Genomic DNA, 13,586 nt, shown 5'->3' with positions numbered 1-13,586 from the left:
CAGCGTCAGATGTGTATAAGGGACAACCCCCGGCACCTCCGCCAGCCGCCCCGGTACCTTTTATCGCCTGCAGCGTTTGCCACGGCAACTGTCCTTACTCACTCCTGACACAACTGGATACCGCCAATCCGTAGCGAGCGTCGGACCATGAAGAACTTGAAAATCGCCACCTTCAATGTCAACGGCTTGCGAGCGCGTCTTCCCAATCTGCTGGCGTGGCTAGAACGCGAGAAACCGGACATCGCGTGTTTGCAGGAGCTCAAGTCGGTCGACACGGCTTTTCCAGTCGCCGAGCTCGAAGCGGCCGGTTACGGCGCCATTTGGCAGGGCCAGTCGTCGTGGAACGGGGTGGCGATCCTGGCGCGAGATGCGCAACCTTTGGAGATTCGACGCGGTTTGCCGGGTGACGACACGGATACCCACAGTCGCTATCTGGAAGCGGAGGTGCACGGCGTGCTGGTGGGGTGTCTGTATCTGCCCAATGGCAACCCGCAGCCGGGGCCGAAGTTCGATTACAAACTGGCGTGGTTCGAGCGGCTGATCGCCTATGCCAAGGATCTGCAAAGCAGCGAGCATCCGGTGGTGCTGGCGGGTGACTACAACGTGGTGCCCACTGATCTGGACATCTACAACCCGCGTTCCTGGCTCAAGGATGCGTTGCTACAACCGCAAAGCCGCGAGTGTTATCAGCGCTTGCTGGATCAGGGCTGGACTGACTCCCTGCGCCATCTGTACCCGCAGGATCGGCTTTACACGTTCTGGGATTATTTCCGACAGCACTGGCAGACAAATTCCGGGCTGCGCATCGATCACCTGTTGTTGAACCCTGCGCTGAGTTCGTATCTGCAAGAGGCGGGGGTCGATGCCTGGGTACGCAATGAACCGCATGCCAGTGATCACGCGCCGACGTGGATTCGTGTGAGCTCGCGCAAGCGACATTGACATTGATGAGAGCGGTGATTGGCGAAATCAATTGTCAGTTGCACTGCTTTATCCCTTATACATGGCGACCATCGGCGGAGTGATCCGCGGCCCATGCATAAGGACTGAGCAATGAGCGAGCCACGCCTGACCCACCTTGCGTTGTATCTACAGCGTCTGGGCTTCGACGCGCCCCCGGCGCCGACCCTGGAAACCCTGCGCCAGCTGCAACTGCGCCACACCGGTGAATTCGCGTTCGAAAACCTCACCACGTTGTCGGGCGAGCCGGTGCTGATTGACCTGCCGTCCATCGAGCAAAAAGTCCTGTACGACGGTCGAGGTGGTTACTGCTATGAGCTCAACAACCTGTTCCTGGCGTTGCTCCAGGCATTAGGCTTTGATGCTCACGGCATCACCGGCCGGGTAGTGATGGGCCAGCGCGAGGGCGCATGGACCGCTCGCACGCACCGTTTGAGCCTGGTCACGCTGGACGGCGTGCGTTACATCACTGACGTCGGCTTCGGCGGCATGGTCCCTACTGCGCCGCTGATGCTCGATACCGAAGCCGAACAACTCACCCCCCATGAACCGTATCGCATTGAACGGCATGAAGACGGCTACACCCTGCGCGCCAACGTCGGCGGCGAGTGGCGGGCGATGTACATCTTCGACCTGCAACGCCAGGAAGACATCGATTACACCGTCGGCAACTGGTACGTCTCGACCCATCCCGAGTCGTCGTTTGCCCGGCAACTGATGGTTGCCCGGACCGGGGAGGGCTGGCGCCGTACGCTGAACAACGGCAGTTTTGCAATACATCGGGTCGGTCGCGAAAGCGAACGGCGGCAGGTGGTGGATGTGGATGAGCTGATCGGGTTGCTGAAGGATGAGTTCGGGATCCGGGTGCCGGAACATGTGGGTTTGAAGCGAGTGCTTGAGCAGTTGGTCCGCCCAGACTGAGCCAGCGTTTTTTGAGACTCCACAGGGGGATAACTCAAGGCGCCATCACTCGATGAATTTCACTGAGAACCTCGGATAATTTTTTTTCGAGGTTCTTCAGCTCGGAGGCGGTTATCCCTTCTTTGAAATGTCCGGCATTCGCGAAAGCGGCACGCTGGTCGAGCTCGGCGGTTGTTTCCCTGTGATTGAGCAGTGCCTGACGCAAGGTGTTATTGATCACTGTCTGATAGCCAAATCCCTCACTCTCGGCGAGTGAGCGAGCCGCCTCTATGACGGCATCATCGAGCATGATGGTGATTCTGGTTTTGCCTTTGCTGGAGGCAACAGCCCCACGCTTGGCATTGCTGAAGTCGTATTCATCTTTCATCGGTCAATCCTCCATGTACCGTCGGCGCTCGTTTTTGGTAGCGATGCGCGCGGAAATGATTCGAACGAAATTCGGATCTCGATAGGTATACGCAACGACCAACAAGCGACCCTTGGCATCCATCCCCATGATGATCCACCGTTGTTCATCATGGTGGTGGTCTTGAAGCGTAAGCGCTCGCTCGTCACAGAAAACCGGCTCTGTTTCTGAAAGGCTGATGCCCTGGTGCTTTAATTTGTTGGCTGCGTTTTTTGCCTTGTGAAACTGAATTTCGAATGGCTTCATTATGCATACTTTATATGTATAAGCGAGAGGCGACCGTGCCGGCGGTCGCTGGGAATGCCAAAGCCTAGTGGGGAATGTGGAAGGGCCGCGTCACGATGTATTTCAAAAGTTTTGAGGGGAGGAAAGCCGCACAGCCAAGGGTGAAATGAACAACTGGTCATAATCTGTATGATAAGTTGTATACAACTCTATAGACAGTTGTCCTGGGTTTTGAATACAGTGTGCGCATAACAAAAACCAGGGAACCCCCCAACCATGAAAACGCCCCATGTTTCACACCAACGGCCCGAGGATGAAAACCTTGGGATCGGCGCGAATATGGCTTACGGCCTGCAACATGTTCTGACCATGTACGGCGGCATCGTCGCGGTGCCATTGATCATCGGTCAGGCGGCCGGGCTCTCGCCGGCGGACATCGGTTTGTTGATTGCTGCTTCATTGTTTGCAGGGGGGCTGGCGACGTTACTCCAGACCCTTGGTTTACCGTTTTTCGGTTGTCAGTTGCCGCTGGTGCAGGGCGTATCGTTCTCTGGCGTCGCGACCATGGTGGCGATTGTCAGCAGTGGCGGGGAGGGCGGGTTTCAGTCGATTCTCGGGGCGGTGATTGCCGCATCGTTGATAGGCTTGTTGATCACGCCGGTGTTCTCGCGCATCACCAAGTTCTTCCCGCCGCTGGTCACGGGCATTGTGATCACCACCATCGGCCTGACGCTGATGCCGGTGGCTGCACGCTGGGCCATGGGCGGCAATAGCCACGCACCAGACTTCGGCAGCATGGCGAACATTGGCCTGGCGGCAGTGACGTTGGTGTTGGTTCTGCTGCTGAGCAAGGTCGGTAGCGCGAGCATCTCCCGATTGTCGATTCTGTTGGCGATGGTCATCGGCACGGTCATCGCGGTGTTCCTTGGCATGGCGGACTTCTCGTCTGTTACCGAAGGCCCGATGTTCGGCTTCCCGACGCCGTTCCATTTCGGCATGCCGACCTTCCACTTCGCCGCCATCCTGTCGATGTGCATCGTGGTCATGGTGACGCTGGTGGAAACCTCGGCGGACATCCTCGCCGTCGGTGAAATCATCGGCACCAAAGTCGACTCCAAACGCCTGGGCAACGGTCTGCGCGCCGACATGCTGTCGAGCATGTTTGCGCCGATCTTCGGCTCGTTCACCCAAAGCGCCTTCGCCCAGAACGTCGGGCTGGTGGCGGTGACCGGGATCAAGAGTCGCTTCGTGGTCGCCACGGGTGGTGTGTTTTTGGTGATTCTCGGCTTGCTGCCCTTCATGGGCCGGGTCATCGCGGCGGTGCCGACGTCTGTCCTTGGCGGCGCCGGTATCGTGCTGTTTGGCACCGTGGCGGCCAGTGGTATTCGTACGCTGTCCAAAGTTGATTACCGCAACAACGTCAACCTGATCATCGTCGCCACCTCCATCGGTTTCGGTATGATCCCTATCGCTGCACCGAACTTCTACGACCACTTCCCAAGCTGGTTCGCGACCATCTTCCACTCGGGCATCAGCTCTTCGGCGATCATGGCCATCGTGCTCAACCTGACCTTCAATCACCTCACGGCCGGTAACTCGGATCAGCAGTCGGTGTTCGCGGCCGGTACTGAGCGCGTGCTGCGTTATCAGGATCTGGCAGCGTTGCGTGAAGGGGATTACTTCAGCGAAGGCAAGCTGCATGACTGCGACGGGAAAGAAATTCCGGTGGTGGAGATGGACCACGGACATGGAGAACCGCATGCGGCGCATGCGAAAAGTAGTGAGCATGTCTGACAACATTCAAGGCTTGGCAATATGAAAAAGGCGTCCTTTGGGGACGCCTTTTTTATTGTCCGAATTGCGCTCTGGCGACGGAGTTGACCAAGCGGGCTTCGGCTGTCACTGTCATCAAATGTGAAGTCACTGACGTCAAATGAAAAGCAGTCGACGTGCTCGTGGCGATACTGGTTTCCCTGCGAAACCCCGTTTACACATCCAGCCTGGCGGGGGAGAGCTGTCAGTTGCATCTCAGTAAAACAATTATAGAGAGCGCAGAATGAAGTTCAGTTTTATAGATAACAGCAAGCCGAGCCGCCGGCGCGTTCTGCGCGATGCCTTCACCCTGGCAGTGGCGGCCTCTCCATTGGCAAGCCTCGCCAAGGCAGCCGACGAAACCAAGGCGGTCGACGAAACCGCCGAAGAAGTAACCTTTGCTGCTGGTCCACGGCCGCTGGTGCAATACCCGCAAAAACGCCCGTTGACCTTGGTGACCACGCGCCCGCCGCACCTTGAGACGCCGTTCCCTGTCTTCAACGAAGGGCCCATCACTCCGAATGACGCCTTTTTCGTGCGTTACCACTTGGCCAATTTTCCTACCAACATCGATCCGGATACTTACCGTTTGACGATCAAGGGCTCGGTCAACACGCCGCTGTCGCTTTCCCTGGCAGAACTCAAGGCTCTCGCCGAACCGGTAGAAGTGGTGGCCGTCAATCAGTGTTCGGGTAACAGTCGTGGCTTCTCGATGCCGCGTGTGTTTGGCGCTCAGTTGGGTAATGGTTCAATGGGTAATGCCCGCTGGGTGGGAGTACCACTCAAGGCGGTATTGGAAAAGGCCGGTGTGAAAGCCGAAGCCAGGCAAGTGACCTTCCGTGGGTTAGATAAGCCAGTGCTGCCGAGCACACCGGAGTTCATCAAGGCCCTGGACATCAGCCATGCCATGGACGGTGAGCCCATGATCGCCTGGTCGATGAATGGAACCGATCTGCCGTTCCTCAACGGCTACCCGATACGTCTGGTAGTGCCAGGCTATTTCGGCACGTACTGGGTCAAACACCTGAATGAGATCGAAGTCGTCGACCATACCTTCGATGGTTTCTTCATGGCTAAAGGTTACCGCCTTCCGGACAACGATTGTTTCTGCATCGCCCCTGGCACCACTGCGGCACAAACCAAACCGATCTCAAAATTGGCGATACGCAGCTTCATCACCAGCGTTAAACATGGCGATGTGTTGCCGCTGAAAAAAAACGTGGTGCTCAAGGGCATTGCGTTCGACGGCGGTGTTGGCGTCAACAAGGTGGAAATCTCGATCGACGGCGGAAAAAACTGGCGCGAAGCCAAGCTTGGGCAGGACCTTGGCCGTTTCTCCTTCCGTGAGTGGACGCTGCCGATCACCTTTACCAGCAAGGGCGCCACACAATTGATGGTGCGAGCCAGTAACAGTGCGGGCGAGACGCAACCGCTGCGAGCCGACTGGAACCCTGGCGGCTACCGCCGCAATGTCGTAGAAACCAGCCACGTGACTGTCGCCTGAGGGGCCTGCATGAAACTCATGAAACGCATGACCACTTTGCTGTGCGCGGCTCAGGTTTGTTTGGCTACGCTGGCTAGTGCAGCGCCACTGTCGATCACGTTGCCGCCGGAAACGGCTGTGCTCAAGCCCAATGCGCTGCCTGGTTATCAGTTGGCGCAACAGAAATGTTCCACCTGCCACTCTGCCGATTACATCAACTTCCAGCCTCCTGGCATGAGCCTGGCGCAATGGACGGCAGAAGCGGGCAAGATGCAGAAGGTGTATGGAGCTCCGATCAGCGATCAGGATGTGAGCATGATCGGCGCCTACCTTGCGGTGACCTACGGTAGTGCTCATACGAGCGATGCCGATGTGCAGGCGGCCTCGAGCCCGACGGCAAGCCAACCCCCGACGGCGCCTGTCGCAAAACCCGATGCCATGGCTTTGCTCCAGAACAACTCCTGTCTGTCCTGCCACGCGATCGATCATAAGGTCGTAGGCCCGGCCTATCACGATGTGGCTGCCAAGTACGCCAATGACCCGCAGGCGCTGGCCAAGGTAACGTCCAGCATTCAGCATGGTGGTGCCGGCAAATGGGGGGAAATCCCGATGCCGCCTTTCGCGCAGTTAAGCCCGGACGATCTGAAAACCCTGACTACGTTTATATTGCAGCAGTAAGTTCAGTCCCGGCTCATCTGAGCCGGGAACCTGCTCTCTGACGGCTGTATCGGCTGCGTAAAAACGCATGCACGTTTTTAAGGTCCGCGCTTATCCTCTGCTTTTGCAAGGTGGCTGAACAAACACATAATTCACGCAAAAGCACCGCTTTCAGGCTGATATCTGTTACTGCAAGCACCCAAAAGCGTTTTTACACAGCCTCGACCCGAAGCGGACCCTCATAGGGGAGGCGACAGGGTCGATGAGCTTGGCCGGGTGCACTCGCACCGCAAGGACTGTCAGGACCGTTGCATAAGAAACCATTGGCGTGCCGCAATCCATCCACCATGGCTTACGAATGGATCGGTGACGAGGAATTCAGTTGGCAGCGTTGAAGTTCCGGTTAAATACCACCACGTCGACGTGGGAAGGATTCTTGGCGAAGAGCTCAGGTAAACGCGTATTAAGCTCCTCTCGTTTCTGCGCTGCGGCTCCCTTGACTGCGGCGGCCAGCGCCGGACGCATTTGATCAGCGGTGTAATCGCAGCAGTACGCTGGAGTGCATGGTTGTTGGCGCCACGAATCCTCGAGGCTTCCGCTGTCGACTGGCTCGAAGCCAACTTCATCGACTAGCTTCATCACGAGAGTTTTCTGACGGGCATCGTCGCCAGCGACGGCGACTCCCAGACGACCTTCCGACCCTTTCGGCTTACCAAGATTTTCCAGCGAGTAAGCCAGAAGATTGTTGAAGGCCTTGATGACCGGTCGGCCGAGCTGCTCGCTGACCCAGACACTCTCCGTTTGACCAGATTCCAATGCGGGGATCTGCGCGTCTCTCAGGCCTGGATAGTAGTTGCTGGTGTCGACCACCGGAACCGAGGATGGCAATGCGGCCAGCAGGTCTTCTGGAAGCGTTGCGATTGCGGGTAGTGGGATGGCAAGCATCACTGCATCAGCGCCGTCGATGGCATCTTCGAGGTCGGTGGGGATGACGCCTGCCTCTTTAGCAAAACTGCTCACAGCAGCCTTTCCGCGGGAGTTGGCCACGCGGACCTCATGGCCTGCAGCGGCGAGTCGACGGGCAAGGTTCCCGCCGATAGATCCGATTCCAACGATAGCGATTTTCATAGTCCCTCCAAGGATTCAAAGTCCAGATACGATATTATCGCTGCTGCAAAATTCGCAAGAACCGACGTTTTTGTCTGTAACACACCAAAAGGTAAGTATCGATGGATCGTGAGTGGGAATGTGAGAACCCATTACGGCGTCAGGCCTGGTCTGCCGCCATCAACGCTACGCTTCGCGTGCTGGAGGGGAAGTGGAAGATCGTCATCATCAATGATCTGATGGCCGCCAAAGGCCGGCCGCTTCGATTCTCTGAACTGGAGAAGCTCATTCCCGATGTCACGCAGAAGATGCTTATCCAGCAGTTGAAGGGGCTCCAACAAGACGACATCGTCCACCGAACGGTTTACCCAGAGGTGCCTCCGCGGGTGGAGTACGCCCTGACAGAGCTTGGTCATGCACTTGCCCCTACTATGACAGCGCTTATCGACTGGGCCGAACTCCGTCACCAGCACGATGCAAAGCGCGTCGAGACCACTTAGCGACGTAGAATCTTCGGGCTGAGAGGAGGCACTCGCCGATAAACCTAAAAAAAACGGCCGGTTACGCGACCACTGCTAGACGTTTGGCAATTGCTCCGGCTTGCGAGGCCCGATAGCCGGCGAAGGCGGCTTCTTTACCTCGGTGCAGACGGCCAAACATCCTTCGGACTGGACGGTTTGTGACGATATTGCAATTTGGTCATAAGTTGTCAACCCGCTTTGGGATGCGTAAGCTGCTCGCATGAACCAGCCATCCGTTTCTTCTCCCAGCGCCCGCGGCCCAGCCGATCACGACATTCGAGACCAGATTGTCGCGGCGGCGAACGAGCATTTCAGTCAGTACGGTTACGGCAAAACCACGGTTTCTGACCTGGCCAAGGCCATCGGTTTTTCCAAGGCTTACATCTACAAGTTCTTTGAATCCAAGCAGGCGATTGGTAACGCTATCTGTACCAATTGCCTGACGGAAATCGTTGCAGCTGTGGAGCAGGCCATCAATGCAGAAGGCATCTCGCCGACTGAGCGTTTTCGGCGATTGGTCAAAACCCTGATCGCTACCGGTGTGAGCCTGTTCTTTAACGACCGTAAACTCTATGACATCGCGGCGTTCTCCGCATCGGAGCGCTGGCCGAGCTCGCAAGTCTATGACGCTCAGATCAAGAACTTCGTGTTGCAAATCGTGCGTGAGGGGCGAGAACTCGGCGAGTTTGAACGCAAGACACCGTTGGACGAGACAGTAGAAGCGATTCATCTTGCTCTGCGGCCCTACATCAATCCTCTGCTATTGCAGTACAACCTCGATTTTGTTGAAGAAGCCCCTTCGCTCATCTCCAATCTTGTTCTGCGCAGCCTAATGCCTTAAGCCGCAGCTGACGGATGGGCTGCCATCCGTATCAACGTGCGCGCCTTTAAAACCGGATCTCTAGCCTTTCTGCGTTGCTCTGATCAACAGGGTGGCGTGCATTTGCTTAAATGGTGACTATTGACAGAAATGGTCACTTGAATAAGCATAGGGCATCCGCTACTTAGAGGTCTCTATGATCCAGCGCCCCCGCCTGTCATTCATTTTCATTGGCTTGTTGCCGTTTGCCCTGACGGCCTGCAACGAGGCCGCGCCTGCAGATCCTCGTCTCCAGATGCCCTTGGTGCGCATTGGTGTAGTTCAACCTTCCGCACCTGCGGCACGGGTATTCACCGGTATCGTCGCCGCTCGAGTTCAGAGCGATCTCGGTTTTCGGGTGCCTGGGAAAGTCTTGGAGCGCTTGGTGGACTCTGGGCAGAGTGTCAAGCGCGGGCAGCCACTCATGCGCATCGATGCCAACGACCTGACGCTGACCGCGAGGGCGCAGCAGGAAGCGGTGCTGGCCGCTATTGCCCGAGCCCGGCAGGCCTCCGATGATGAGCTTCGCTACCGTAAACTGGTGTCCGTCGGAGCGGTATCTGCTTCAGCTTACGCAGGGTTCAAAGCGGCTGCCGACTCGGCGAAAGCCCAACTCAACGCTGCCCAAGCCCAGGCTGATGTGGCGAAAAACGCGACCGGTTATTCGACGTTATTGGCTGATGCTGATGGGGTTGTGGTGGACACCTTGGCTGAGCCGGGACAGGTGATTGGCGCAGGTCAGGTGGTGGTGCGTGTTGCCCACTCAGGGCAGCGCGAGGCGGTGATCCAGTTGCCCGAGACGTTACGTCCTGCGCTGGGCTCGGCGGCGACGGTTGAGTTATACGGCCAGCACCAGACTGCAGGTAGCGCGCGTTTACGCCAGTTGTCCGACTCTGCCGACCGACAGACCCGAACGTTTGAAGCGCGTTATGTGCTGGAGGGGGCGCTCTCCAACGCCACCCTGGGTTCGACGATCTCAGTGGTTATCGCTGACACGGATGTTGCTGATGCCAAGGAATTACAGGTGCCCATGGGGGCCCTCTACGACGCCGGTAAAGGCCCGGGGGTCTGGGTGGTGGGCGGGGAACCGGAGCAGGTGGCATGGCGCCCGATCAAAGTTCGCAGCCTGAATAATGAGGCCAGCGTGCGCGTGACGGGTGATCTGCAGGTGGGTGATCGTGTTGTCGCATTGGGTGCTCACTTGCTGAGTGAGGGAGAGAAGGTCAGGACTGAACTCGCCGATGCTCCGCAAAATTCAGTGGTTGAGGTAAGTCGATGAGCGGCTTCAATCTTTCGGCGCTGGCCGTACGCGAGCGCTCAATCACCCTGTTTTTGATCCTGCTGATTTCTGTGGGTGGGTTGTACGCCTTCTTCAAACTGGGGCGTGCGGAAGACCCCGCATTCACCATTAAACAATTGACGGTGGTCACCGCCTGGCCTGGGGCGACGGCCCTGGAGATGCAAGATCAGGTGGTAGAAAAACTGGAAAAACGCATGCAGGAACTGCGTTGGTACGATCGGACCGAGACCTTTACCCGGCCCGGCTTGGCATTCACCACGGTTTATCTGCTCGATAGCACGCCGCCCTCAGCCGTCCAGGAGGAGTTTTACCAGGCGCGCAAAAAAATTCTGGATGAGCAGAAGGGGTTGCCGTCTGGGGTGATCGGCCCGATGGTCAATGATGAGTATTCCGATGTCACCTTCGCGCTCTATGCGCTCAAGGCCAAGGGCGAGCCGCAACGCCTGTTGGTGCGCGAAGCCGAGAGCTTGCGCCAGCGTCTGTTGCATGTGGCGGGTGTGAAGAAGGTCAACATCATTGGTGAACAGGCCGAGCGCATTTTTGTCGAGCTGTCGTATGAGCGTCTGGCGACACTAGGTATTTCCGCACGAGACATCTTCAGTGCGTTAAACACGCAGAACATGATGACTCCGGCCGGCTCAGTTGAAGCGAAGGGCCCACAGGTTTTTATCCGCCTGGATGGTGCGTTTGATGACCTGCAGAAGATTCGTAATACCCCGCTGACGGTGCAGGGTAGAACCCTCAAGTTGTCCGATGTGGCTGAGGTCAAGCGCGGTTATGAGGACCCTGCGACGTTCCTGGTACGCAACAATGGCGAGCCGGCATTGTTGCTCGGCGTGGTAATGCGCGATGGCTGGAACGGTCTGGATCTGGGGAAATCGCTGGAGGCTGAGGCGATAGCGATCAATGAGCAGATGCCCTTGGGCATGAGCCTGACCAAGGTCACGGATCAGGCGGTGAACATCGGCGCATCCGTCAACGAGTTCATGATGAAGTTTTTTGCTGCCCTGGGCGTGGTGCTGCTGGTGTGCTTTCTCAGCATGGGCTGGCGTGTCGGCGTTGTGGTTGCCGCGGCGGTACCGCTGACCCTGGCCGCGGTGTTCATTGTCATGGCGGCCACGGGCAAAGACTTCGATCGAATTACCCTGGGCTCGTTGATTCTGGCGCTGGGACTGCTGGTGGACGATGCAATCATTGCCATTGAAATGATGGTGGTGAAGATGGAGGAGGGCTACGACCGAATCAAGGCCTCTGCTTATGCCTGGAGCCACACGGCCGCGCCGATGTTGTCGGGGACGTTGGTGACGGCGATCGGCTTTATGCCCAACGGTTTTGCCAAATCGACCGCTGGTGAGTACACCGCGAATATGTTCTGGATCGTTGGCATTGCGCTGATCACTTCCTGGGTGGTGGCCGTGGTGTTTACCCCTTACCTGGGCGTCAAACTGCTGCCGCAGATCAAGGTACCCGAAGGCGGGCATGCGGCGATTTACGGTACGCCGAACTACCAGCGTTTCAGGCGCCTGCTGGGCAGTGTGATCCGCCGCAAAGGCCTGGTGGCGACATCCGTCGTTGGCTTGTTTGTTGTTGCGATTCTGGGCATGGGCGTGGTCAACAAGCAGTTTTTCCCAACGTCTGACCGACCTGAGGTGCTGGTTGAGGTGCAGATGCCTTACGGCACCTCTATCGAACAGACTGATGTGGCGGCGGCCAAGGTCGAGGCGTGGTTGGCTCAGCAGCCAGAGGCCAGGATCGTCACCGCTTACATTGGCCAGGGCGCGCCGCGCTTCTATTTGGCGATGGCACCTGAGCTACCCGATCCATCCTTCGCAAAAATCGTCGTCCTGACCGCGAATCAGCAAGAGCGTGAGGCGCTCAAGCACCGCCTCAGACAAGCCGCGGCCGATGGCTTGGCGCCTGAAGCTCGGGTGCGGGTGACGCAGTTGGTATTTGGTCCTTATTCACCGTATCCGGTGGCCTTCCGGGTGATGGGCGCCGACCCCGCGATGTTACGAGATATCGCCGCGCAGGTGCGCGAGGTCATGACCGCCAGCCCCATGATGAGGACAGTCAACACCGACTTGGGCGAGCGCACACCAGCGCTTCATATCACGCTGGATCAGGATCGCTTGCAATCTTTCGGCTTGACCTCGACCGATGTCGCGCAACAGTTGCAATTCCTGCTCACGGGAGAGCCTGTCACCGAGGTGCGCGAGGACATTCGTTCGGTTCAGGTGGTCGCTCGCTCGGCGGGAGAGACGCGTCTGGATCCGTCGAAAATTGCCGCCTTCACGCTGACCGGCGCCCAAGGGCAGCGCGTGTCGCTGTCCCAGGTGGGGGCGGTGGATGTGCGCATGGAGGAGCCCATTCTGCGACGTCGTGATCGTACGCCGACGATAACCGTGCGCGGTGACGTGGCTGAAGGTCTTCAGCCACCCGATGTCTCCAATGCTTTGATAACGCAGTTGCAGCCCATCATCGAAAAACTGCCGGCGGGCTACCGCATTGAGTTTGCCGGCGCGATCGAGGAGTCGGGTAAAGCGAACAAGGCATTGCTGCCGTTGTTCCCGATCATGATCGCGCTAATGTTGCTGACCATCATCATTCAGGTGCGCTCGATGTCGGCAATGATGATGGTGTTCGCCACCGCGCCTTTGGGCCTGATTGGTGTGGTGCCAATTCTGCTGCTGTTCCAGCAACCGTTCGGGATCAACGCCTTGGTGGGACTGATTGCCTTGTCTGGGATTCTGATGCGCAACACGCTGATCCTCATCGGCCAGATTCACTCCAATAAGCAAGCCGGCCTGTCGCCTTACAACGCCGTGGTCGAAGCCACTGTGCAGCGCGCGAGGCCCGTGATTCTCACGGCGTTGGCGGCGATGCTGGCGTTCATTCCTCTGACCCATTCGGTATTCTGGGGAACGCTGGCCTACACCCTGATTGGCGGTACGTTTGCCGGCACAGTGCTGACCCTGGTGTTCCTGCCAGCGATGTACGCCCTCTGGTTCAAGATCAAGCCTGAGTCCGCGCATGAGCTTGCAGCGAACACTCATGTTGCTTGATATCTACGTGCGGCTTGGCCGAACGGCAAGCCGCGTCGGAGATTGAAGCAGTAGTGCGCGACTGAAGGGTACTCCCTTTTATCGAACTGACCTTTATCCCGAACTCAGATCCAACGGAACGCCAAAACGAAAAAAACCCGCCAGAACAGACTGTGTGAAAACCTAGCAATCTGCCTGGCGATCAAAGAAAATGCTCCGCATCGAAAGATACGGAGCATTTTTCGTTATGGCCTACATCCAGGGACAGTCCCGTACCCAGACCAGTTTGTTCCC

12 protein-coding genes are annotated in these 13,586 nt (G+C 57.5%); 9 read left to right on the top strand and 3 right to left on the bottom strand.

All coding sequences use genetic code 11. The features are described from left to right. Positions 1-147 precede the first annotated feature (147 nt). Together xth and KGB06_RS26380 are read left to right on the top strand one after the other, a co-directional pair. A complete protein-coding gene (gene xth, locus KGB06_RS26385) occupies positions 148-942 on the top strand; it encodes an exodeoxyribonuclease III (protein WP_223521057.1) in 795 nt (264 codons plus the stop codon). 111 nt (positions 943-1,053) lie between these two features. Further along, positions 1,054-1,881: an arylamine N-acetyltransferase family protein gene (locus tag KGB06_RS26380; RefSeq protein WP_223521055.1), complete on the top strand. Its 828-nt coding sequence runs from the start codon at positions 1,054-1,056 to the stop codon at positions 1,879-1,881. A 34-nt stretch (positions 1,882-1,915) separates the two neighbouring features. On the opposite strand, the gene KGB06_RS26375 is transcribed toward KGB06_RS26380, so the two are convergent. Beyond that, on the bottom strand, positions 1,916-2,248 hold the full coding sequence (locus KGB06_RS26375) for a BrnA antitoxin family protein (RefSeq protein ID WP_223521053.1): 333 nt from the start codon (positions 2,246-2,248) through the stop codon (positions 1,916-1,918). Positions 2,249-2,251: 3 nt separating this feature from the next. Continuing rightward, positions 2,252-2,533, bottom strand: coding sequence for a BrnT family toxin (locus tag KGB06_RS26370; RefSeq protein ID WP_223521052.1), 282 nt, complete (start codon positions 2,531-2,533; stop codon positions 2,252-2,254). Positions 2,534-2,788: 255 nt separating this feature from the next. Here KGB06_RS26370 and KGB06_RS26365 point away from each other — a divergent pair, with 255 nt between their 5' ends. From KGB06_RS26365 to KGB06_RS26355, 3 genes are all read left to right on the top strand, one after another. Continuing rightward, entirely contained in the window at positions 2,789-4,306 is a 1,518-nt protein-coding gene (locus KGB06_RS26365; protein ID WP_223521050.1) for a nucleobase:cation symporter-2 family protein, read from the top strand. A gap of 262 nt (positions 4,307-4,568) precedes the next feature. After that, entirely contained in the window at positions 4,569-5,828 is a 1,260-nt protein-coding gene (locus KGB06_RS26360) for a molybdopterin-dependent oxidoreductase (protein WP_223521048.1), read from the top strand. 9 nt (positions 5,829-5,837) lie between these two features. Continuing rightward, the gene (locus KGB06_RS26355; protein ID WP_223521046.1) at positions 5,838-6,485 is read left to right on the top strand and encodes a c-type cytochrome; all 648 of its coding nucleotides are present in this window, start codon (positions 5,838-5,840) and stop codon (positions 6,483-6,485) included. A 357-nt stretch (positions 6,486-6,842) separates the two neighbouring features. On the opposite strand, the gene KGB06_RS26350 is transcribed toward KGB06_RS26355, so the two are convergent. Beyond that, a complete protein-coding gene (locus KGB06_RS26350) occupies positions 6,843-7,592 on the bottom strand; it encodes an NADPH-dependent F420 reductase (RefSeq protein WP_223521045.1) in 750 nt (249 codons plus the stop codon). 101 nt (positions 7,593-7,693) lie between these two features. On the opposite strand from KGB06_RS26350, the gene KGB06_RS26345 reads away from it, so the two are divergent. The 4 genes from KGB06_RS26345 to KGB06_RS26330 all read left to right on the top strand — a co-directional run bounded on the left by KGB06_RS26345 (position 7,694) and on the right by KGB06_RS26330 (position 13,313). After that, positions 7,694-8,071 (top strand): winged helix-turn-helix transcriptional regulator, encoded by a 378-nt coding sequence (locus KGB06_RS26345; protein ID WP_223521043.1) that lies wholly within the window; start codon positions 7,694-7,696, stop codon positions 8,069-8,071. Between the two features lie 241 nt (positions 8,072-8,312). After that, positions 8,313-8,933: a TetR/AcrR family transcriptional regulator gene (locus tag KGB06_RS26340; protein ID WP_223521041.1), complete on the top strand. Its 621-nt coding sequence runs from the start codon at positions 8,313-8,315 to the stop codon at positions 8,931-8,933. Between the two features lie 175 nt (positions 8,934-9,108). Then, positions 9,109-10,230, top strand: a complete 1,122-nt coding sequence (locus tag KGB06_RS26335) for an efflux RND transporter periplasmic adaptor subunit (protein WP_223521039.1) — start codon at positions 9,109-9,111, stop codon at positions 10,228-10,230. After that, a complete protein-coding gene (locus KGB06_RS26330) occupies positions 10,227-13,313 on the top strand; it encodes an efflux RND transporter permease subunit (protein WP_223521037.1) in 3,087 nt (1,028 codons plus the stop codon). Before KGB06_RS26335 ends, KGB06_RS26330 begins: the two co-directional genes overlap by 4 nt. Positions 13,314-13,586: the final 273 nt, after the last annotated feature.

Origin of the sequence: Pseudomonas sp. GL-B-19 (assembly GCF_019956415.1) — a bacterium.
Taxonomy (GTDB): Bacteria; Pseudomonadota; Gammaproteobacteria; order Pseudomonadales; family Pseudomonadaceae; genus Aquipseudomonas.
The sequence above is the reverse complement of the archived record's forward strand: the minus strand, read 5'-3'. Positions and strand labels throughout refer to the sequence as shown.